This window comes from Formosa sp. L2A11 (genome assembly GCF_009796865.1).
Taxonomy (GTDB): Bacteria; Bacteroidota; Bacteroidia; order Flavobacteriales; family Flavobacteriaceae; genus Formosa.
The window spans coordinates 3,091,392-3,114,398 of the sequence record NZ_CP047028.1; the positions used below are offsets into that span (position 1 = coordinate 3,091,392).

Below are 23,007 nucleotides of genomic sequence, written 5' to 3' on the forward strand. Positions count from 1 at the left end.
GTTATTGATTTGATTTATTATTAATTAGTATTGTGATATTAAATCCTACAGATAATTTATTATTGAGTTTTCTTCGGTTTCCTAAATAATTGTAAGTTGGATTATACCAAGGCGCATTATTAGCGTAAAAGCTAAACGAATGTCCTTGTTTTGTTTCTTTTCGTATTTGTAAATTAAAATTGCTATAAAAAGGAGTTCCTACTGTGGTATATGTGTTTTCATCTTTCTTTAAATCTGCAAATTCTGGATTTGTTCTGTTCTCTTCCGGAATCTCAATATAATTTCCATCAGTATCATAATATGCAAACGGATATAAACTTGTACCTATATATTTAGTGCTTTCTTTAAAGTTTAATTCTGCAGAAAGCGTTAAAACAAATCTTAATGAAGGAATATGTTGTATTAAAGTAAGCGTTCCAAAACTTCTAATGGCTTTATTTAATGCGTTTTCATACACACCATATCGTACAGAATTATCGCCAATAACATATGCAGATTTATCTATACTATATCCTTTATCTGTTACAACACTTTCTAGGTAACTATATCTAAAATTAAACTCTGTATTGGTTTCTTTTATTCTTTTAGGGTTTAAAGTCACTTCTATTCCGTTAGTCGATTCGTAATAATTATTTTTCATAACATTTACTGTTCTAGGAATATTATAAACTTCTCCTGTAGGCTCTATAATAGGTTGTACACCTTCTTCTGCACTAACAACCTCATAAACGGTCTTAGGTAGCAGCAATAATTCTGGAGTTGTATTAATACCACGTCTTAAATCCTTTTTAAAATAGGTGAAATTAAAATTCATAAAATCTGGAGACCAATCAAAACCAACTTCTTTTAAATCTGAATAATTAGGTTTTAAATGCTCGTTTGTAGGCTGATAAACATACGTGGTTACCACAGCTAAACGCTCGTCTGGATTATTTGCATAATATTGAAAATTAATATAATCTATATAAGATTTCCCTGGATATAACTGAGCCATTGCAGGCGCTTTATAAGAAACACCCCAAGCTGCTCTAGCTGTAAAATTATTATGCTTAGTAGAAAAAGACATACGCGGAGACCATAAATTATAGCGTTCTAGCATATTATCGTATCTAATTCCTAAATTAAGTTGTTGTTTTGAAGATTCTCCATAACGCTTAATAACGGTTTGATGATACGCTGAAAATGTTTTAGATGCTGGTATTTTTTCAAAAGTTGTAGATCTACTCCCCGCTATATCTTGGGAATGTGCAATATTTCCTGTAGCAACTCGCCCACTTCCTGTATTATCATCGAAAGTATATTGAATACCGGTTTCAAAATTAAAATCGAAATGCTCTAAATGTAAATATTGAGAAGCATTAACCATTCCGTTAAAATTTACAGGTTGCCCTTTAATATCTCTTATTTGGTCGAATGCATTTGGAGTATATACTGTAGAATACGTACCACTTTCTAAAGATTCAATTATAGGATAAGGCCCATCAAGCACATAAGTATCGTAAAACGAATGCTGATTAACTAAACTCCCACTAAAATTATAATTAATTTTTCCTAAAACAGATGATGGAAAATCTCCAGAAAGACTTAATTGGTATGATGTACTTTTAACATCCGCTTCATTTTTATAAACCTCTTCTGGTTCGTGTCTGTTTCCATCGTCTGAATGGCCAATTCTTAACGCTGTAAAATGATTCCAATCTAAACCTTCAAAAACAGGAAGTTTCCAACGTAAACCTAGATTAAAACTTTTATAAAATAATTTTCGCTCTGTAGGTGATCCTGAAGAATATGCGAATGAAAAATCTGAGTTTAAAACCCCATAATCGTTTAATTCATATCCTTTAGCTACAGATGTTTGATAATTTGTAGATGATACATTTGCCGATACAATATAAGGAGACTTCCCTACTTTACTCTTTACTAAAACACCTCCAGAAGATAGATTTCCATATTTTGGAGAAGCTACACCTGCTATAACTTCTACAGATTCTACATTGGCTAATGTTATGCTTCTTAAATCTACACCACCTGCAACAACAGATTTTCCTCCGTCTAAAGAAGACGAGTTTTTGGTTTGCATATTAGCATCTGTACTAATTGCAGCTCCATCTATAATAATTGCTGTTCCGAATGAATTAGCATCTGAGGTTACTGCACTACGTATACTAGCTTGTTTTGGATCTGTTAAATTGACTTGCTCTGTTTTATTTCCTGGAAGTAGACTTAACACATCAGATAAATTCATGGCCTGAACTTGCTTAATAGCCTGACTTTCTATTTTATAAGTTGAAGTCCCTTCTCTACTTTCTGTCTTTTTTGCTGTTACAACAACGGCATCTAAACTTAACAAATCCTCTTTTAAGGTAATTGTAATGTTAGATAGATCTGAAATTGAAGCTAAATCTACCTCTTCAGCTTTATAGCCAATAAGACTTAATTTAATATGAAAATTTTTGTGTGGCAGTTCCATAGAAAACGCACCATCTATATTTGTAAATGTTCCGATATTTAAATCTGAAATAATAACATTTACATCGGCTAAGGGTTGCTGATTAACATCGAATACGTGTCCTTTAATGTCTACCTTATCATTAAAAACTTTTCGTGTCCGCTTTTCGTTTTTAGATTTTTCTTTTATTAAGATGATGTTATTTTCGGTTATCGTAATGTTTACATTTCCATTAGATAACGCTAAATCTAAAAGTTTATCGACCTTAATAATTCCCTTTTTCAATTGCACTTTAGGAAAAGATTCGAATAATTTTTCTGGATAAATAAACATGTAATCACTCGATTGTGCTTTAATAATTTTAAAAACCTCATCTACAGTTACGACTTTGTCTTCATTAATATTAATTTCAGCATTTTGAGAGCTCACATGGTTGGAACCAAACATTGTAGCACAAAAAAAGAATATAAATATTCGCATAATACAGTTTAAGATACCTTTCCTGAATACAGAAGAGGCACTAATTAATTTAAATTTCATTAATTTGTAAATTATTAGTTAATTAAACCTTTTTTTAATTGATTGATATTGTATTGCGGAGAGATAGTCTTGAGCTTGGCGGTTTAAACTATCTCTCCTTTTTTATTATTACACTCCTAATCTTGTTAAGACTTTAGTGTTATTTTATAATTACCGATTTTTTATTAATTTCAAAAGAATTGATAATGTTTGCGGTTTGTAAAATAGTTAGTATACTTTCTATACTATAATTCTTTTTTAACGACCCAATAAATTTTTGAGTTTCTAAATCTTTCTTCTCAAAAGTAACATCAATATCATACCATCTAGACAGCACTGTCATGATATCTTTAAGCGGTTTATTTTCGAAATTGAAAACACCTTCTTTCCATGCTATTTCGTTATAGACATCAACAGCTGTTATCGCTAATGCATTGGTTTCTATATTTAAATTAGATTGTTGGTTAGGTACTAAGTTTTTAGTTTTATGTTCAGAACTCACCTTAACTTTACCTTCTACCAAAGTGGTATACACATTTACCTCTTCTTTATATGCTTTCAGGTTAAATTCTGTACCTAGTACTTCTATAGTTTGTTGCTTATTTATAACCTGAAACGTTGCGCCATTATGTTTTGTACTTGGAGATACATCAAAATAAGCTTCTCCATAAACAAGCTCTACCAAACGTGGTTTTCCTTTTATAAAATGTACTGGATATTTTAATTCAGATTCTGAATTTAACCAGACATGAGTACCATCAGATAATGTTACTTGAAACTGTCCTCCTCTTGGAATGGTTAAATAATTGTAGGCTACTTCTTGGGGTGTCGTTTCGGTATTATTATCGTCTTGATAAACAATTTCCTCACCATTAGTTACTACATTTTGAGCCGCGTACTTTACGTCTTTTACAAGTGCTACAGTTTCGCCACTTTCTAATGTTAATATGGCCTTATCTATACCTGGTTCTATTTGATTATCAACAATTATAGGTGTATTAAGATTTTCGTTCAAACTACTATCTTTTAAAAAGTAGGTTGTTGTTAGTACACCTAATACAATAGCTGCAGCAGCTGCATAATGCCAGTAATATGTTTTTTTAGGCACAACCAATTTCGATTTTAAAATGTTCCAATCGGCTTTAGCATCAATCTTCGTTTTTAAATCTAATCGAGATTCTATAGCAGATTTATCTGTTAGTCTTGTTAGAATATCTTCTTTTTCTTCTTTTGAAAAGACATCTGAAGCATCTAACGCTTTAGGCTTTTCATCTTTTAACAACTGAGAAGCGATCTGCTTAGATAATATTATGATTTTATTAAACTTTACCATTAATTATGACTACTATTTTTACCTAAGACGACAAAATATTACGATAGGGTTAAAAAAAAATATTTTTTTTTAATCAAGATGTAAAATATTAACATTTTAGATTAATGAATATGGGATGAAATGTTCTTTTTTAATTGGAAGACTCGAAGACGAAAGCCAGTAAAACGAAGTAGTTTTTTAACAGTGGTCTTAATCGTTTATAAGCTATCTTTTTTTGAGCTTTAACCGTATTTATAGAAATATTTAAATGCTGAGCAATTTCTACATTTGTAAATTCTTTTATACTTAATCTAATGATTTGAGCACACTTATGTGGAAGTGTATTTATAGCTTCTTCTATTCTAGATGACGCCTCCTCAATCACAACTTCTTTTAAATAAAAAGAGTCTTTATTTATATTATCCATTTCTATAACAGACATATGTTCTGTTGATTTGAAGCGTTTACTTTTTAAAAAATCTAATGATTTATTTTTAACAGAAGTATACAAATAAGATTTTACAGCAATCTCGTTTTTAAATTCAATTTTATCTTCCCAAACCTTTATAAAAACATCTTGCACAACATCTTTTGCAACATCTAAATTATCGACATAATTTTCAGCAAAAAGACATAGCGAATTATATAATGTATCAAAAACATTTTTATACGACTTTAAGGACAAAGTATAAATTTCTTTTGTCTTGGGCACTGAGCTTATAATTAAATTAGGGAGTCAAATCTACTTAAAAAGTAATCAACTTAAACAGCTCTTTTATTTTTTTATGTTTTGAGAGTTTAAACGTTGTTTTTAAAAACATTTATTCATTTAAACATAGATTATTTGCTAATTTAACAAAAGATAAGATGTTAATTATTGGAGTATTAAAACTAAAATAATTTAAAATAAAAAAAACCTCAACACGATCCATAATCACGGATTGCATTGAGGTGAATCTAAAATAACAATTAAAAAAAAATTAATCTATTTTTACAGATTTAAAATATGTGGTTTTATTTGTTGTAATTTCTATAATATATACGCCTTTAGAAAGATCATTAACTTTAATCTCTTCTTTTTTACTCTTTTTTACTAATGTTCCAACATTGTTATAAAACTTCACCCTTTTTAGACGTTCATTTTTATCAATAGCAACGTTAATCATTCCATTAACAGGAATAAGAAACGACTTTAGTTCTTTTTCTACAGCCTGACGTTTAGCAAGTGTAATTCCAGTTTTATTAATACTAAAATAATCATCAATTTCACCCGTTTCTCTTACAAACTTAATATTAAGATTTTGTCCACCTTTTCCATCTGCTTCAACTTCCATAACACAAGATCCCAATTCGTTTAAAGATAAAAACATAGCTTGATGATTTAAGTCTCCTCCAGATATCTGACCTGCAGATCCTGTAGTAATATACACAGCGCCTTCTGCAGTATCTTTATCTTTTTGGTATACACCATCTCCATCTGCCTTTCCATCTCCGTGTCCAGTTGCTCCAACAGTATGTCCGCCTTTTGAAAGTTCAGCAGGATTAAATGTGTTAGAAAATCCGTGGTGACCATTTAAAAAGTAAGAACGCTCGTAAGAATGACTATGTCCGTTTAAAATAAGATCTACCCCATTAGCCTCTAACATGGGCATAAAGTTTGTTCTCATATCTATAAGTCTGTCTTCATAATCGGAATCATGAGACCCTTTAGAATATGCTGGATGATGAAATAAAGTTACAATCCAATCTTGTGTTGTATTTTGAATATCGTTTTGTGCCCATTTATACATTGGTGCACCAACCTCACGATTTGAATGATGTGAGTCTAGTATTATAAAGTGAATATTTGCATAATTAAAAGAATAATATGCTTCTGTTCCCGATGCTGTACCTCCAGATTCTCCTGCTTTAGGAAAAGTAAAAATGTCGTAATACGGACCTGATTGTGAATCTGAATCTGCGGAATATCCATCATGGTTTCCTAAACAAGACCAAGCTACAGATTTCTTGAACATCTCGCTATACACATCAAAAAAAGCTTCTTGATACTCGACATCTGTTCCTGTATTATAGGCGTTATCACCTAAAAACAACATCATATCTGTTTTGCCAGTATTTACAGAATCTTTAGCAACATAATTGTAATACTCATCACGCACTTCTCTTTGAAAAGCATTAGCTGTTCCGGGATCTCCTAAAATCCATGCGCGAACAAACTGATCTGTTCCTGATTTAGGAGCCGTAATCACATACATATTTCCAGAAACACTTTCTGATAACACTCCTGTTTGGCTACCTACATTGTAATAATATTTAGTGTTTGGTGTTAAACCAGATAAAGAGACTTCGTGCTCTGTTTTTAATTCTGCATCTGTTTCAGTCATATTTAAAGAAGCCAATGCTGTGCCATAATTTACAACCGATGCCGTTGGCACATCTGTTCTCCATTTTACAATAACAGATGTTGGCGAGCCACTCTGTAGATAAGGTCCGCGTTGTACTACAACTGCAGCAGACGTTTTAGAAACTGTTTCTGTTACAGCAGTCTGTGAAAAAGAATATACTGAGAACAGTAGCATTAATAAAAAGGTACTTTTTTTAATCATAATTTCTGAATAAATGAAAATTATATATTTTTAAGATAGACGTGATACAAAACCCTGCTATGCTTTATTATTAAGTATCAAAAAAATGCTTTGCCCCTATCTGTTTTTAGATTGGTAAAGGTTTAATAACATACCTAACATTAAATTAACCTCGCAATATTTGACTTGTTTTTTAAATTAATTTACCTAGAAAACACAAGTTCTATTTCCGTTTAGTATTAAATTAATTTGCACGTATTATTACATAATACGTGCAAATTTTAAACTCAAATATATTTGTAATTAATAAGTCGGGTTTTGTATTAGATTTTCATCTTTTAACATTTCTACTTCTGGTATTTGATGCAATATGCGATTAGATGTATAAGGAATAGAACTCGGTCCTGACCAACCTTGCCAAGACATATAACTTCTATCCATTGTTTTCTTATTTCTAAATACATCATGTGTACGGTGTCCTTCGTGAGCGAACTCTAAACGGTCTTCGTCTAAAACAACATCTAATACAGAATTATATCCCTGAAGATTACTCGCACTAAATAACTGATCTCCTGACAATCCAGCACGCTCTCTAATAACATTTACCATATCTAAAGCCATATTATCCTGACCATTTTTAGCATAAACTTCTGCTTTTATTAAATACATTTCTGCGAGTCTAAAATAAATTGGAGATGTTAACATAGGAACATCGTCTTGATACGTTAATTTTAGAGTCCAATATTCAGGCACACTAGAATTTTCTAAAACCTTATATCCGTAGTATACGTTATCTGGATCTTCAATTTTATTTCCATCGCTATCTAACTCAAACTGTGGATCGATAAAGTTAATTCTCAAGTCATTTGGATTCTTAAATAATAAATCCATGTAAGATGAAGATATCATAATCTGACCATAACCACCATCACCATGCATCATACCACCCATCATGTATCTACCTACATTATCTGTTTCTAATCTTTTAACAGCGAAAATAGTTTCAGAAACCATTTCTGGCTCATAAGTATTATATTTTACATAGTTAGTTTGGTTTAGTAATTCATATCGTCCTGAGTTTAGCACTTTATCTGCATATTCAATAGCTTTATCATTATCTTCCATAAACAAATACAACCTAGAAAGTGCAGCATAAGCAACTTCTTTAGAGACATAAATATTTATTTTACTTTCATTTAATAAACTCACAGCATCTAATAAATCTTGTTCAATAAACGCGTAAGTTTCTTTAACTGTAGCTCTTGCAAGTCCTTCATTTTCTATAGAAGAACTCGTTAATGGTACACCTAAATTAGTTTCAGGACTATCGTTAGAGTATGGCCTTCCGTATACGCGTACCAAATCGAAATAAAACATGGCACGAAGAAATGTATTTTCTCCTTTTAACTGATCTCTTTGTTCAATCTCCTCCGAAGTTAAATCTAGTAATGCATCTAAACCTTCATTAACTACATTTATAGAGTAAATAGCACGGTAAGAATATTGCCAGAAATCTTGTGAGCGTTCTGATGCTGAAGTTGGCTGATAGGTTAAAGAATAAGAAAAATCATTTCCACTCCATTGGTTAAGAATAACATCGTCGCTCATATATTCTGTAACATCGTAACGGGTTCTATCATAACCATATTTACCTTCGGCTAAACTTAAAAAGGCATAATTACCAATAACAGCATTTTCTAGTAATTCTAAAGAACCGGTAACTTGTTCTGTTGTGATTTGACTAATAGGGTCGAAATCTATAGAGTTTTCTGCACATGCTCCTAAAAACAAAGCAAATACACTGATTATAAATGTTTTAATAATTTTCATAATATTATTTTTTATTGTTTAGAATTAGAAGGTGAAATTTAAATTTAATAAGAACTTTCTTGTAGGACTATAACGTGAAGAATCTGTAAAAGGATACTCGAAACTTACATCTGAATCTCCAAAAGTATAATTCGTAATAATTGCTAAATTCTCTACTGATGCATTAACAGTAAAGGTTTTAAATACACCTAAAAAATTATTTGGAAATGTGTAACCTACAGTTACTTTCTGAATTTTCAAATAACTAGCATCTTCTAAGTAAAAAGACGATGTTCCGCTAAAATTATAAGTATCTCCATAAATTAATTGTGGTATATCTGCATGATCTCCAAGACTTTCCCATCGTGTTAAATCTTGCCATTTTGTAAGTTTGAATCTGTTTGTGCTAAAATCACTAGCATTCCAATCTACATAGTTGTAAACCGTTTGTCCTATTGCAAAATTTGTTAAAACATTTAAATGAAAGTTTTTGTACTTGAAATAGTTAGCAAAACCACCCGTCATTTTAGGATAAGCAGAAGATGTCGCTATATAACTCGCTTCAGACTGATAATTTGTAGTCGTTACTAAAGCAGGTGTATCTGTTTCGTTTCCATTAATTTTATTTCCGTCTGCATCTTCCCATCGTGTATAAATTGGAGCTCCAGTTTGCGAGTCTACACCCTGATATTCTGGAAGGTAAAAACTTCTTAAAGACTGACCTTCTCTAATAATCATACCGTCATCAATAATATCTTCTCCGCCATCTAATTCTAAAACTTCATTTCTATTAATATTAAAATTGAAATTTGTTTTCCAAGAAAATTCACCTTCAATATTGTTAGTAACTAAAGATAAATCTATTCCTCGGTTACGAATAGATCCAATATTACGCACCTGACTTGTAAATCCTGTAGTTGCTTCTAAAGGTACAGATTGTAATAAATCTTCATTTATACGGTTATAATAGTTCACCTCTAAAGACACACGGTTTAAGACACTGATATCTAAACCTAAATTGAATTTACGAGCCGTCTCCCAAGTTAAATCTGGATTAGGTAATCGCGATGGCCAAGCACCAGAATTTCCGTCGTAACTTGAAGATGTTGTAAAAGAATATGTACCCATAGACAAATAAGATTCAATATTTGCGTTTCCTGTAGTACCATAACTCATTCTTACTTTTAATAAATCAAGCCAAGAATCGGTATCTTTTAAAAAATCTTCTTTATTAACCAACCAGCTACCTCCTATTGAATAAAACGTTCCCCAACGGTCGTTTTCTCCAAATACAGAAGATGCATCACGCCTTAATGAACCTACTAAATAATATTTGTTTTTGTAATCGTAATCTAACTGTCCGAAATAGGATAAAAACCCTGATTCTTCCAAATCACCACTCACAGATCTAGCACTACCGGCAGAGCTTAAAGCCGTCATGTCTCCTACAATTCCTGTACCTACAGCATCTACAAAACGTGTTTGATCATAATTATATTCTTGTCCTAAAATGGCATTAAAATTATGGTTTCCAAAACTTTTATTAAGATGCAGGGTGTTAGACGTTATAGCTCCTAAACCATACGTATACACCCATTCCATATATCCGTCATAATTATAACCAACCCATGTCATATTAGAATAATACTTGGAATGATCTGATCCTGTTAATTCAACTCTGTTAGATGTATTAAATCTTGCCCAGTCTGTAATTTCATAATCTAATTCGAACATTAAAGTTGTGCCCCAATATTTTTTACTATTCTCAGACTCTTCTCTTTCTAACATATAATTTACACCTGTACCACGATACCAAATAGGCACTATACTATTATCCATAGCAGGAGATGGCGTCACACCATCTGGCAAAAATGCAGCATCTAAAGGCACATTTTGATAAGCTTGAGTATAAGGACTTGGCCAATTAAATTCGGATTTTTCGCCGTATTGAGCCGTCATTCTAATATTAGTCGTTAATTTATCTGAAATTTTATGACTCAGATTTCCTCTAAAATTATATTGATTATTATACGTATCTAATGCTGTTCCTTTTTCTCTGTTTAAAGAAGCACTAACATAAAACGTGGTTCGGTCTGAACCTCCAGACATAGACACTTGGGTTTGATTTAAAGATCCTGTACGTAAAAGTAAATCTGTCCAATTAGATGTGTAATCTAAAGCACTTTCTGGCACAACACTATTCCTATATTCTTCGAACGTTTTACTGGTAAAATCTGTATTCCCCTCAGACACTCTTATGTTGTATAAGTTTTCCATCGCTGTAGACCATTGCCCGTATAATCCTTCTGCATCATATACTTCTACTCTATCGTCCCAATTAGAAGTTGGTCCGAATGTACTATTAACAGACACTTTAAATTCTCCTGCTTTTCCGTCTTTAGTTGTAATAACAATAACACCATTTGCAGCACGAGATCCATAAAGTCCTGTAGCTGCAGCATCTCTTAAAATAGAAATTGATTTAACATCTTTAGGGTCGTATTGCCCACCAATAATACCATCTACAACGGTTAAAGGTGAACTATCTGCTTCTAAAGATCCCATACCTTGAATAACCATAGAAGCACTTTGCCCAGGATCTCCACTACCTCCAGATATTTGCACCCCAGGAACTCTTCCTTGTAATACATCTTGAATACTTGTAGAACTTATTGAACTTTCTAATTCCTCTTGAGAGATAATGGATACAGATGAAGATAATTCTGATTTCTTTTTTCTCCCATAACCCACAACTACAATTTCGTCTAAACCTGCAGCATCTACATTAAGAATTATTGAAAAATTGGTTTCTCCATTTAAGGTTATTTCTTTAGTTGAATATCCTAAATAAGAGACTAAAATTTTACCATTATTACTACTAACATTAAGTGTAAACTTACCGTCTATGTCTGTAGTTACACCATTACTGGTTCCTTTTTCAATAACAATAGCACCTGGTAAAGGCATATTGGCTTCATCTAAAACTTCTCCAGAAATAATAATTTGTTGTTGTTGTTTTCGTTTTGTATTCTTCTTTACCACAACAGTATTATTGGCCTCTAGCTGAATTTCAAAATCGCCTTGAGATAAACTTTTATTTAATAAGTCGTTTGCGGGTTGTACGCCCTGTTTAACATTAATTTCTGGAAGGTCTTTAAATAAACTTTCCTGATAAATGAACTTGTAATCTGTCTGTTTCATAATGAGCTCAAAAACCTGATCTACCGTTAATGTTGTTTCGGATTCAATATAGATTTCTGGATTCTGAGATAACACGTCTGTTGGCGTAAAACCAAAAATGACTGAAACATATAAAAAAAGTAATGTTCTCATAATGTTTAGCATAAGTCTCTTTATAAAACTAAAGAGAATACTGTTTAATTTAATTTTCATAAATTTGTTAATTAATTGATTAGAATTTTTAATTGATTAGGGTTTAAAAAAGGGAATAGAGTTTCTACTTTGCACGGTCTTAACTTAATTCCCTTTACTTTTTTTTTATTTCAAAATGAGGGTTTTATCATATAAATTGTAGCTTTTAATTATACTTAGGGTTTTAATTGTTTCTAATATTTGTGTAAGATTTTGTTGCTTTCCTAATACACCTTTAAACTTGATGTTTTCAAGATCTTTATTTTCAAACTGAACATCTATATCATACCATCTAGAAATTACTTTCATTATATCTTTTAAAGCATCGCCTTTAAAACTAAAGACTCCATCTCGCCATGATATTTCAGATTGCACATCTACAGTATGAACCGTTACATTATTATTTAATAAGTCTAGTGTGAGTTTTTGATTTGGAATTAAATCTTTTTGATTGTTTTTAGAATCTACCACAACCTTTCCTTCTACTAACGTGGTATAAATTTTAGATTCGTCTCTGTAAGCTTTAATATTGAATTCTGTTCCTAAAACTTCGACACTCTGATTTTTATTATAAACTTTAAACTTAGCGCCTGCATGTTTTTTACTCGAAGACACATCAAAATAAGCTTCGCCATAAACCAATTCTACTTGTCGTGTTTTACCTTCTATAAATGCGGTTGGAAATTTTAATTGAGATTCTGAATTTAGCCAGACTTCAGAACCATCTGCTAGTTTAACAAAATATTGACCACCTCTAGGAACGGTTAAATAATTGTATTTAATTTCTGGAATAGATGCGGTATCGTGATGAGATGATGCTGTATTGTAAATAATTTTTTCACCATTACTTTCTACCTGATTTGTTTTATAATTTGTCTGATCTGTTAATACAACCTCTGTACCATCTTCTAACGTTAAAATGGCCTTATTTGTACCTGCTAGAATAGATTTAGAATCTACTATTTTTTCTATAGGCTGAATAAATTCTGGTGTAGTCGTATGTTTAAGAAGCATAACACTTACAGAAATAAATAATACAACCGAAGCAGCAACCGCATAGATATTTGGCTGAAACTTTTTCTTTTTAAGAGTGTGTGTATTTAAATTAAGTTCTGTAACTATACTTTCCCAAAGTCTTTCGGTATCTGCATCTGGTTCTAAATTTTCGGACGTTGCTGCTCCTATTTCTTCTGGAGTCCAACTATTAACCAGATGTCTTTCTTCTTCAGTAGCACGATCATTAAAATAGCGTTCTAATAGTTTGGTTACCCAAATTAATTCTAACCATTTTCTTTTATTAGTGTCCTTCATTTATATAAGAGTTCTCTGCTTTTAGGCATTCATCTATATATCGTTTCCAACACTTATTTTTTTCCCTCTAAAGCCATTAACAAAATGTTACGCCTATTAAAACACACAAAACCAATTAGTTAAAAACAAAATAAAGTTAAAAAACTCTAAAAATCATGTTTATTCGCTCCCTTTGATAACATTTTATTAATCTACCTATCAAAATTTAAGCTTGAAAAACATATTATGTTTGTACATATAATGAACAACCAACACATGCATCGTTCAGATCAGGATTTACTTTTAGCTATTTATGATGATAAAGACGAAAAAGCTTTTAAAGTCTTTTATGATAAGTATGCCAAATTATTATTAAACTGGGCTACTAAGCGCACAGGAAATAGAGATCTTGCTGAAGATATTGTGCAAAATTTCTGGGTTATTTTTTGGTCTAAACCACATGCTATTAAAACAGATGAATTTGGAGTTGCAAGAAAATATTTAATACACTACTTTACTTATAGAATGCTAGATTATCTGCGTACGTCTGCTTCTAAATTTTTAGGCTCTGATTTTGCTTTAGAAACTATTGAAAACGAAGATAGTTACTTACATATTATTGAAGATATACAAGTAAAAGATATGCTAGACATGATAGACCGTGTTTTGGTAAATTTCCCAAAACTAACACAAGATATATTTAAAACTATTTGGGAACACAACAACTCTGTAAAAGAGACTTCTAAAACATTTGGAGTAAGCGAAAAGGTAGTGAGAACGCATTACAAAAAAGTACTCTGTTTAGTACAAGATCAGACAAAAGCATTTATAGGTACAAGCTCTAATTCTTTTAAAACTTTTCTTGAAATCTTAATTCTTGTAGGACTGCTTAAATAAGACTTCAGAGATTATATCGCTTTCTAGTCTAAATACATTAACTTAAAGACAACAAGTTGTTTAAATCTAAATTTGAGTTAAATATTAAATTAATACAGCACAAAACTTTATATCACATTAGTTATTTTGGCTTTTGGTGAATTTTGCTTAGCAACAGACTATTTTCTAAAAAATAATACGTTGTGTTTCGAGTAGATAATACCTCATAAAACACAACCCATGACGTTAGAGCATTTAAGTTTTTATTCATTCTTTACCAAGTATTCTCTTATGGAAGAATATGGTTTTAGTTCTGGCATAATTAATAGGTTATACAGAAAAATACTTCCTAGTATTCCAGACACAAATACCATAGAATATGTTTTACATAGTAAAGCGAATGCTGTGCCTTATGTATTATCCCTTATAGATTTTAATACTCTAACAGACAGTGCTATTTCTGAACAACTAGACCTAAGTATTAAAGCGTTATGCGCCAAAGTTGTTGCATTCGGACTAGATAATAATATAAAGGCAAAGTGTGATTATCTGGAATTAAAATCAAATCATTTTGAGCTTTTACTTCAAAATACAAACAACTTATCTGGGAGCAAAAAAGAAGATATTTTAGAATTGATAAATTCCTTGAATGCAATTGAAATTCTTATAATAGCATTAAGAAAAAACAAAAATAAGATTGGAACAAGTTTTCATCTTACATCAACCACAAGAAGAATATTAGAGTACACAGAAAGAATAAAGGAATTACTTATTTTAAAATTAAATATTTCTTCTGAAGAACATTGGAAGAAAATGCTAGTTGAATGTATTGAGTATTCAAAATATAAAGACAGCATAAGACGCTACATTAGTAGACATTCTGATTTAGTTGCTATGGAAATTGTTGAACACAATTCTAATAAAGGAGAAGAATATATTGCAGAAAGCCGTAAAGATTATTGGAGCTTTTTTTACAGATCACTTTTCGGAGGAAGCATAATCGCTGTATTCGCTTTAATAAAACTTATTATCGTCTCATATGAATTATCATCTTCTTATAATGCCTTATTATTCAGTATAAATTATGCTTTATGTTTTATAATAGTGAAAGAATTAGGTGGAATAATTGCGACAAAACAGCCTGCAATGACGGCTACTACAATTGTTAAAAATATTGATAAAGAAGGAAACTTAAAATTCGACTCGATGAAGAGTATCACTTTCATTGTAAGAAAAGTGTTTAGAAGTCAGTTTATTTCTGTGATGGGAAACTTTTTAATGGCAATCGCATTTGCGTGTATACTTATGTACTTTTTTCAGTTAATTAATGCCGATTATGTATCAAAAATAGTTAAGCCCGAATACTTAATACATAAAATACGCCCTACATATCAATTACTATTTTTTGCAGCAGTAGCTGGATTTTTTCTAGCATTGTCCGGATTAATTTCTGGTTATATAGATAATAAAGTGATCGCTTCTAAAATTGCTCATCGTATTCGTAATAATAAAAAACTCCTCTTCAAGAGCACGCGATTAGCTGCTTTTTTTGAAAAGAAAGCAGGAACATTATTCGGAAATATAAGTCTTGGTATTTTTCTTGGTTCGTCTTTTTTATTGAGTAAAATCTTACCGTTTGAGATTGATATTAGACACGTTGCCTTTAGCTCTGCAAACTTGGGCTATTCCATTATGAATTTCGATTTCAATATTAAAACCATCTTATTAGGAATCGTTGGAGCTTTACTTATTGGATTGGTAAATTTTATAGTCAGCTTTTCTATAACCTTCTATTTAGCATTAAAATCTAGAGGTGTCAACTTTAGACTACTTCCTGAAGTGTTGTTTAATATATTTAAAGACATGTGTTTTAATCCGCTACATTATTTTATTAAAATAGAAAAAGAGCCATTAACAAATCTTAATATAAACAAATAAATTATCAGTATTCAGCCTATATATGAGATTTAATTCATCTTATAAAAGGCTAAAACACTGATAATTTACATTCTAGATTAAACTAGTCTTCTTATTATTTCTTGTTCAATAAATCCATTAAATCTACATCGTTACCTAAAAGTACTTCTGTTGGATTAATACGACCTTCCATAGTATCGTTTTCTAATTTTAAAACACCTCTTGGGCAAACAGCAGAACATACACCACAACCTACACAACTAGATCGTACAATATTCTCCCCTTTTTGTGCATACGCTCTAACATCAATTCCCATTTCACAACTGTTAGAACAGTTACCACAAGAAATACATTGTCCGCCATTGGTTGTAATTCTAAATTTAGAAAATAAACGTTGTTGAAATCCTAATATTGCTGCCATCGGACAACCAAAACGACACCAAGAACGGTTTCCTAAAATAGGATAAAATCCTGTCCCGATAACTCCAGAAAATATAGAACCTATGTATAAACCATAAGCAGATCTTAATGTTGAACCTTTAATAAAAAACAACTGTTCTGTAGTTCCTGTAAAGTGCATAATCAATAATAAAGCGATAACCACAGCATAACCAATAGCTCCCATTTTAGCGTCTTTACCTAACTCTTGTCTTTTAAAATACATTACAGCAGCAAATACAACTGTTAAGAAACCAATAACTAAGGATATAAATACACCTCTAGTTAACCAGAAATCGTTTTTCTCTACTCCTAAATAAGAATACACCATAGCAACCGTCATCACCACAGAGAAAACTAATACGGTATGAATTAACCAACGTTCTAATTTCCATGCCGATACTTTTTTAGACGATAATTGTCTAAAAGAATCACCTGCAGTTTCTGCTAAACCACCACAACCACAAACCCAAGAACAATACCAACGTTTACCGTATTTGTAGGTTAAAATAGGTGTAATTACAAAGATGGATAATAACCCAAATAATAACAATGCTAAACCAATATTTCCAGTAGACAGGAAGCCTTTTACAGACCAGGCATCAAAAATATAATAGTTAAGTGGCCATACACTTTTAAGATCGTAATATGGCAAATCGTTATTCATTACATACATAAATTCAGGAATCAAAAAGGCAAAACCCAATTGAAAAAACATTACAGATCCTGTACGTAATTGCTGGTAACGGTTATGTCTGTATTTTAATATAAACTTATATCCGAAAGCTAATATGGCTACCGTATAAAGCACACCATATACAAACCACTGGCTCGCATCTCTCCCACTTAACAAATGACTTAAAGGATCGAAAAAGCCAATTAAACCAGAGTTTGCTTCTCCGTTTGCTCCTAATCCTAAATATTTTGGGAAGAAGTATAATACAATGTAAAATGATGTTAAGACTACACCAAGCATCCACCCTAGAATACCACGAGAAGAAATAGATTTAAACCAAACACCATCGTTCTTTATGCCCTCTAACTTATTAAGGTAAGCTTCTCTAGAATATAAAATAACACCACCAATTATTGCACCTAATGAGAGTGTTAAAAACAATCCCTTATTAGGAAAATCTGTATTAAATAACGCTAAGACTAATATAAATAGTCCTATTGTACCAATACCAAGTGCTATTTTTTGTTTGTTCGTAATATTTAAAGCATCGGGATTAGCCAACGACATACTATTATTTATTTTATTACTCATTTTATACAGTTTGTAATTGGTTAGTGTAAGCTTTTAGAATCTCGCTTTCAAAGTGAGAGTAGAATTCAGGATCGAAATTAGCTTCAGGGAGATTTTTCATAACATAATCCATATCACGATTTTCAGTAATCCAACGATCAAAAACTTCGTGACGCATGCGAATTCCAAAGGTGTTAATTCCTAAAAATGTATTTGTATCCTTATGATAAGCTACCGTAATACATTTTGTATCGTCTGTATGTTTCCAATGAAAATGCTGTTCGTGTTCCGATTTATTTCTATCACTAAACACCCAACCGTATGTTTGATATTCGATATCTAAAAATTTTGCAGAGTTAAACCAATGTCCTGGTTTATATTCCATTTTATTGCCGCAAATAGTTTGGGCTAAAACTTCTCCCATCATACGACCTGTGTACCAAACAGCTTCAATTGGACGTCTGTTTCCTATAGCTTCATGCTGTTCTGCACAATCGCCAATCGCGTAAATATCTGGAATATTCGTTTCTAAAAAACGATTCACTTTTACACCACGACCTATATCTATACCAGAATCTCTAATAAAATCTATATTTGGAGCCACTCCAGCAGTAAGACCAACCACATTACACGGAATTTCTTCGCCTGTTTCTTCTATAATTATAGATTTTACTTTGCCATTTTCGTCTGAAACAATTTCCTTTAAATTTGTAGAAAGTCGTAAATCTATATGATGATTTTTAATATGGCGGTTAATCATTTCGCTTTCACCACTTGGTAATACACCATTCCAAAAACTATTTTCTCTTACCAAAAAGGTAACAGGAATACTACGGCTATTAAGCATTTCTGCCATTTCAATACCAATTAAACCACCACCAACAATAACGGCTCTTTTACACACCTCTTTATTAGGTGCATGTTTTTCTAAATTTTCTAAATCTTGTTTATGATACATCCCCATAACACCTTCTAAATCCTGTCCTGGCCAGCCAAATTTATTAGGTTTACTTCCTGTAGCAATTACAAGTTTATCGTATTGTAATGTATCTCCTTCTGTAAAATGAAGTGTTTTTGTTTCTGTATCAACCTGCTTTACAAAGCCTTTCTTTAATTCTATTCTGTTTTTTTTCCAAAACCAATCTTCGTAAGGTTGTGTATGTTCAAACTTCATGTGCCCCATATACACATACATAAGTGCGGTACGCGAGAAAAAAAAATCTGTTTCTCCAGAAATTATAGTAATTTTTTTGTCAGAATTTTTTCTAATATGTCTCGCAAGCGTTACACCAGAAATTCCGTTTCCAATAATGGCAATATGTTCCATAGATTAATTGTTATCTCATGTTAGGTCGTATTTAAAGATAAGAACTTATTTGCATCACTTAATTTAGAAAGTGTTTAAATTAGAATGCTTTTGTAAGGATTAATTAAAACTATAAATCATTCATTTTTCTAATTAAATAAAGGTTGCACTACTTATAAACGCTTCAATAAGCTGCAATTAAATCTTTACTCAAACACTATAAAAGAGTTACTTACTTGAGTTTAAATTTAAATGATATCAAAAATAAATAGCAATTTTAAGTTACCAAATGTAAAGTATTGTATACATTTGTATAAAAATAATAGATTATGAAAACACAAATACTTCCAAACTGGTGCAAGAAATTAGGTTTAGCACTATTTATTATATTCGCGATTTTAGGTTCTGGAGATAGTATGATAAATGGCTTTGTTGATGGTGGTAATTCTTATCAACCAGTAGAAGAACAACTGCAACATATAGAACATAAATTACCACCTAAAAGTGAAGTATCTGTTTTCGAAGATTATTTCGGAGAAAAAACTTATCACTATTTTCAAGTCTTCTCTTTTTTAGGGATTTTAATGTACATGCTATCTAAAGAAAAAATTGAAGATGATTATATTAACACATTACGATTAGAATCTTACCAATTCACTGTACTTTTCGGAATTGTAATCTCAATACTATTATATGCTTTTTCAAAACAAATTACGCTTAACATAGATTACTTTATTCAACTATTCATGTATTTCTATTTAATTACATTCTTTATTAAAAAACGTATCTACTAAAATAATCTATTATGAAAACACAAATACTACCAAACTGGTGTAAGAAATTAGGTTTAGCAATTTTTATTATATTTTCAATCATAGGAGGAGGAGACGATTTTGCCAGTGGTTTTAATGAAGGGTATAATGCTACTCGAGATAGAGATGAAAAACTCGGAAATACAGAACATAAATTACAACCAATGCATGATGTTGTTATTTTCAAAGATTATTTCGGAAGAAAAACAATACATTATTTTTATGCAATATCGTTCTTAGGGATTTTAATGTACATGCTATCTAAAGAAAAAATTGAAGATGATTATATTAATTCATTACGTTTAGAGTCTTATAAATTCACAGCTATTTTTGGTATTATAGTCTCAATACTTTTATATGCTTTTTCTAAAGAAATTAAACTAGGATTGGATTATTTTTTATCCTTATTCATGTCTATCTATTTAATTATATTTTGCATAAAAAAACGACTTTACTGATGACTAAAATTGTACTGACAATACTCTTAACCATATTATCAAAAGAGATCAATTTCAGCTTCTTCAGTATTTTTATTCTATTAGCATTTCTCTTTTTAATTATACGCTTCTTTAAAAAACAATTTTATTAATGACAAATTTAGTTAAAGTAGAACGCGCAAGACACGATTTAACTCAGGCACAATTAGCCGACGAACTCGGTGTGTCTAGACAAACTATTCATGCCATAGAAAGAAACAAATTTAATCCTTCGGTTATATTGGCTATAAAAATGGCACGCTTTTTTAAAGTAACCGTAGAGTATCTTTTCGATATTGAAGAATAGTTAAAAAAGACTTCGAAAACATATATTTTATTTTATTCCTTAATTTAAACTTTGGGAAAACTTTAAAATTATTGTTTAATGTTTTAAACTATTTTCGGAGTTCAGAAAACTATTCTATGAAATTACTTAATTGCCTATTTTTTTTATTCCTTTTTAGTGTACTCTCTTGTCAGACACAAACACAAACTCCAAAAATTAATGGTGTAAGTTTTGTATCTTCTAGAGATTCTGTTAGCGGTAATCATGTAAAACCTCTTATTACTATTCATTCAAATTATGCTGCTGTTATGCCTTTTGGGTATATACAAGATCTAAATCATCCAGATGTTAAATATAATACGGACAGACAGTGGTATGGAGAAACACGATCTGGTGCGAAACATTATGTAGAAGAACTGCAAAAGCAAAACATAAAAGTGATGCTTAAACCTCAAATTTGGGTAAGACACGGAGAATTTACAGGAAATATTATAATGAAAAATGAAGACAACTGGAAAATTCTAGAAGCTTCGTACTCTAAATTCATTATGGCCTATGCGCAATTAGCAGAAGAATCTCAGGTTGATATGTTTTGTATTGGCACAGAATTAGAACAATTTATTACTGCAAGACCAGAGTATTGGAAAATGTTAATTCAAGATATTAAAAAAGTATATTCTGGTAAATTAACGTATGCATCTAATTGGGATGAATTTGAGAAAACACCTTTCTGGGACGATTTAGATTATATTGGTGTTAACGCCTACTTTCCGGTAAGTCCTAAGAAAACACCAAGTTTTGAAGATGCTCTTGAAGGTTTAAAACCGTATAAAAAGAACGTTGAAACCTTTTCTAAGCAACACAATAAACCCATTTTATTTACAGAATTTGGTTACAGAAGTGTAGATTATAGCGGAAAAGCGCCATGGAACAGTGATCGTGCCATGACACAAGTTAATCTTGATGCTCAAGTAAATTGCACCAAAGCATTATTTGAAACCTTTTGGGGAGAAGAATGGTTTGCAGGTGGGTTTGTTTGGAAATGGTTTATAAACCATGATGAATCTGGAGGTGAAGACGATTCTAGATTTACCCCACAAAACAAACCTGTAGAACAGGTGATTAAGTCGTATTACAATACCTTTTCTAGCTAAAACCATTCGATTAATGATTAAATTTTATTAAATTAGTTAAGTTTTAAAAAATCTCAAAAAACTCACTAATATGAATAAAGAAAGAATTGTAGGCGCAATACTATTTACAGTAGGTGTAATAATTCAATTCACTCCACTAGAAGGTGGTATTACTGGAATTATTTCTGCCATGGCAATTGGAGCTGGATTTGGAGCACTTTTAATAGGTAAAATTGATAAATCGATATTTAGATCTTAATTAATTATTGAGATTGGTTTCATAAAAATCTTTAATAATCTCTAATGTAGATTTATGAGATCTTCCAGCAGCTGTCTTATAATCTGAAGGCACATCATCTGCACCGCTTTTAATGCCTTCATAAATACCTGCAATAATAGTTCCTAGAAATTCACCTAGCGCTCCAATTCTATCCGCTTTATAGTCTTTAACCGAAACAGAATGATACACCAGTTTTGTTTGATATACTTGATTTATAAGACTTGTAAGTTCATGTTGTGTAATACCATTTCCTACTAAATTATATACATTTCCGTTATGTTTATTTCCTAAAAGCATTTTGGCATAAGCGAAACCTAACTCTGCTCTGCTTGTATAGGTACATATACCTTCTGCAGCACAATTTTTAATTTCACCGTCTTTTACATACGTATCTATATATTCCAAATCTGGTTCTATATAAATTCCATTTCTACCAATCACATAGTCTAATCCAGAGTTTATAATATCTTGTTCTGTTTGTCTGTTTGTTTGTACAATTGGGCTAAATGCATTGCCTTCTTCTGCCCCTACAATACTAGTGTATACTATTTTTTTGACATTATTTTGCTTTGCGGCTTCAATTACATTTCTATGCTGAATAATTCGTTTTTGCGGATCGTCCATACCTGAAACCAATAATACACTATCTATACCTTGTAAAGCGGCATCGAATTGCTCTCGGTTATTATAATCTCCTTCACGAACTTCTACACCCAGATGTTTTGCTTTTTCAGGTGTTCTTGCTATACCAATAACTTGATTCGTTCCAAGTTCCTTTACAAGAGTTTGTATTATGGAAGCTCCTAATTTTCCACTTGCTGATGTAACTGCTATTTTCATAAAATCCTAAACTTTTAGAATAACAAAGGTGATAAATACATGCTTAGTCTTAGAGATTAAT

General features: G+C 31.2%; 17 protein-coding genes. 7 read left to right on the forward strand and 10 right to left on the reverse strand.

Annotated features, from left to right (window positions below; genetic code table 11):
* Nucleotide 1: 1 nt before the first annotated feature.
* The 7 genes from GQR95_RS13680 to GQR95_RS13710 all read right to left on the reverse strand — a co-directional run bounded on the left by GQR95_RS13680 (nucleotide 2) and on the right by GQR95_RS13710 (nucleotide 13,357).
* A complete protein-coding gene (locus GQR95_RS13680; protein ID WP_159023688.1) occupies nucleotides 2-2,929 on the reverse strand; it encodes a TonB-dependent siderophore receptor in 2,928 nt (975 codons plus the stop codon).
* Nucleotides 2,930-3,128: 199 nt separating this feature from the next.
* Nucleotides 3,129-4,301 (reverse strand): FecR family protein, encoded by a 1,173-nt coding sequence (locus GQR95_RS13685; RefSeq protein WP_159023689.1) that lies wholly within the window; start codon nucleotides 4,299-4,301, stop codon nucleotides 3,129-3,131.
* A gap of 130 nt (nucleotides 4,302-4,431) precedes the next feature.
* Complete coding sequence (locus tag GQR95_RS13690; protein ID WP_233265937.1) at nucleotides 4,432-4,992, reverse strand: RNA polymerase sigma-70 factor; 561 nt, start codon at nucleotides 4,990-4,992, stop codon at nucleotides 4,432-4,434.
* 268 nt (nucleotides 4,993-5,260) lie between these two features.
* Nucleotides 5,261-6,886: a metallophosphoesterase gene (locus GQR95_RS13695; RefSeq protein WP_159023690.1), complete on the reverse strand. Its 1,626-nt coding sequence runs from the start codon at nucleotides 6,884-6,886 to the stop codon at nucleotides 5,261-5,263.
* A 282-nt stretch (nucleotides 6,887-7,168) separates the two neighbouring features.
* Complete coding sequence (locus GQR95_RS13700) at nucleotides 7,169-8,695, reverse strand: RagB/SusD family nutrient uptake outer membrane protein (protein ID WP_159023691.1); 1,527 nt, start codon at nucleotides 8,693-8,695, stop codon at nucleotides 7,169-7,171.
* A 24-nt stretch (nucleotides 8,696-8,719) separates the two neighbouring features.
* Entirely contained in the window at nucleotides 8,720-12,007 is a 3,288-nt protein-coding gene (locus GQR95_RS13705) for a SusC/RagA family TonB-linked outer membrane protein (RefSeq protein WP_159023692.1), read from the reverse strand.
* A 165-nt stretch (nucleotides 12,008-12,172) separates the two neighbouring features.
* A complete protein-coding gene (locus tag GQR95_RS13710; RefSeq protein WP_159023693.1) occupies nucleotides 12,173-13,357 on the reverse strand; it encodes a FecR family protein in 1,185 nt (394 codons plus the stop codon).
* 225 nt (nucleotides 13,358-13,582) lie between these two features.
* On the opposite strand from GQR95_RS13710, the gene GQR95_RS13715 reads away from it, so the two are divergent.
* The gene (locus GQR95_RS13715; protein ID WP_159023694.1) at nucleotides 13,583-14,233 is read left to right on the forward strand and encodes an RNA polymerase sigma factor; all 651 of its coding nucleotides are present in this window, start codon (nucleotides 13,583-13,585) and stop codon (nucleotides 14,231-14,233) included.
* A gap of 219 nt (nucleotides 14,234-14,452) precedes the next feature.
* Nucleotides 14,453-16,150, forward strand: coding sequence for a hypothetical protein (locus tag GQR95_RS13720; protein ID WP_159023695.1), 1,698 nt, complete (start codon nucleotides 14,453-14,455; stop codon nucleotides 16,148-16,150).
* A 94-nt stretch (nucleotides 16,151-16,244) separates the two neighbouring features.
* Here the strand turns inward: GQR95_RS13720 and GQR95_RS13725 are convergent, their stop codons facing one another.
* Nucleotides 16,245-17,834, reverse strand: a complete 1,590-nt coding sequence (locus GQR95_RS13725; RefSeq protein WP_159023696.1) for a 4Fe-4S dicluster domain-containing protein — start codon at nucleotides 17,832-17,834, stop codon at nucleotides 16,245-16,247.
* 1 nt (nucleotide 17,835) lies between these two features.
* Nucleotides 17,836-19,140, reverse strand: coding sequence for an NAD(P)/FAD-dependent oxidoreductase (locus GQR95_RS13730; protein ID WP_159023697.1), 1,305 nt, complete (start codon nucleotides 19,138-19,140; stop codon nucleotides 17,836-17,838).
* A 308-nt stretch (nucleotides 19,141-19,448) separates the two neighbouring features.
* On the opposite strand from GQR95_RS13730, the gene GQR95_RS13735 reads away from it, so the two are divergent.
* The 5 genes from GQR95_RS13735 (at nucleotide 19,449) to GQR95_RS13755 (ending at nucleotide 22,085) form a co-directional block, all read left to right on the forward strand.
* Complete coding sequence (locus GQR95_RS13735) at nucleotides 19,449-19,913, forward strand: hypothetical protein (protein WP_159023698.1); 465 nt, start codon at nucleotides 19,449-19,451, stop codon at nucleotides 19,911-19,913.
* Nucleotides 19,914-19,924: 11 nt separating this feature from the next.
* Complete coding sequence (locus GQR95_RS13740) at nucleotides 19,925-20,389, forward strand: hypothetical protein (RefSeq protein WP_159023699.1); 465 nt, start codon at nucleotides 19,925-19,927, stop codon at nucleotides 20,387-20,389.
* Nucleotides 20,390-20,519: 130 nt separating this feature from the next.
* Nucleotides 20,520-20,714, forward strand: a complete 195-nt coding sequence (locus GQR95_RS13745) for a helix-turn-helix transcriptional regulator (RefSeq protein ID WP_159023700.1) — start codon at nucleotides 20,520-20,522, stop codon at nucleotides 20,712-20,714.
* A gap of 116 nt (nucleotides 20,715-20,830) precedes the next feature.
* The gene (locus GQR95_RS13750; protein ID WP_159023701.1) at nucleotides 20,831-21,847 is read left to right on the forward strand and encodes a glycoside hydrolase; all 1,017 of its coding nucleotides are present in this window, start codon (nucleotides 20,831-20,833) and stop codon (nucleotides 21,845-21,847) included.
* A 70-nt stretch (nucleotides 21,848-21,917) separates the two neighbouring features.
* Entirely contained in the window at nucleotides 21,918-22,085 is a 168-nt protein-coding gene (locus GQR95_RS13755) for a hypothetical protein (RefSeq protein ID WP_159023702.1), read from the forward strand.
* Here the strand turns inward: GQR95_RS13755 and GQR95_RS13760 are convergent, their stop codons facing one another.
* Entirely contained in the window at nucleotides 22,086-22,946 is an 861-nt protein-coding gene (locus tag GQR95_RS13760) for an NAD(P)H-binding protein (RefSeq protein WP_159023703.1), read from the reverse strand. It lies immediately after the preceding gene.
* Nucleotides 22,947-23,007: the final 61 nt, after the last annotated feature.

Bases quoted from the DNA above. Each gene is read 5' to 3' on its own strand.
- GQR95_RS13685 (WP_159023689.1), bottom strand. From the start codon at position 4,301: ATGGTAAAGTTTAATAAAATCATAATATTATCTAAGCAGATCGCTTCT.
- GQR95_RS13720 (WP_159023695.1), top strand. From the start codon at position 14,453: ATGACGTTAGAGCATTTAAGTTTTTATTCATTCTTTACCAAGTATTCT.
- GQR95_RS13715 (WP_159023694.1), top strand. From the start codon at position 13,583: ATGTTTGTACATATAATGAACAACCAACACATGCATCGTTCAGATCAG.
- GQR95_RS13740 (WP_159023699.1), top strand. From the start codon at position 19,925: ATGAAAACACAAATACTACCAAACTGGTGTAAGAAATTAGGTTTAGCA.
- GQR95_RS13705 (WP_159023692.1), bottom strand. From the start codon at position 12,007: ATGAGAACATTACTTTTTTTATATGTTTCAGTCATTTTTGGTTTTACG.
- GQR95_RS13755 (WP_159023702.1), top strand. From the start codon at position 21,918: ATGAATAAAGAAAGAATTGTAGGCGCAATACTATTTACAGTAGGTGTA.
- GQR95_RS13730 (WP_159023697.1), bottom strand. From the start codon at position 19,140: ATGGAACATATTGCCATTATTGGAAACGGAATTTCTGGTGTAACGCTT.
- GQR95_RS13745 (WP_159023700.1), top strand. From the start codon at position 20,520: ATGACAAATTTAGTTAAAGTAGAACGCGCAAGACACGATTTAACTCAG.
- GQR95_RS13760 (WP_159023703.1), bottom strand. From the start codon at position 22,946: ATGAAAATAGCAGTTACATCAGCAAGTGGAAAATTAGGAGCTTCCATA.
- GQR95_RS13700 (WP_159023691.1), bottom strand. From the start codon at position 8,695: ATGAAAATTATTAAAACATTTATAATCAGTGTATTTGCTTTGTTTTTA.
- GQR95_RS13725 (WP_159023696.1), bottom strand. From the start codon at position 17,834: ATGAGTAATAAAATAAATAATAGTATGTCGTTGGCTAATCCCGATGCT.
- GQR95_RS13710 (WP_159023693.1), bottom strand. From the start codon at position 13,357: ATGAAGGACACTAATAAAAGAAAATGGTTAGAATTAATTTGGGTAACC.
- GQR95_RS13735 (WP_159023698.1), top strand. From the start codon at position 19,449: ATGAAAACACAAATACTTCCAAACTGGTGCAAGAAATTAGGTTTAGCA.
- GQR95_RS13680 (WP_159023688.1), bottom strand. From the start codon at position 2,929: ATGCGAATATTTATATTCTTTTTTTGTGCTACAATGTTTGGTTCCAAC.
- GQR95_RS13695 (WP_159023690.1), bottom strand. From the start codon at position 6,886: ATGATTAAAAAAAGTACCTTTTTATTAATGCTACTGTTCTCAGTATAT.
- GQR95_RS13750 (WP_159023701.1), top strand. From the start codon at position 20,831: ATGAAATTACTTAATTGCCTATTTTTTTTATTCCTTTTTAGTGTACTC.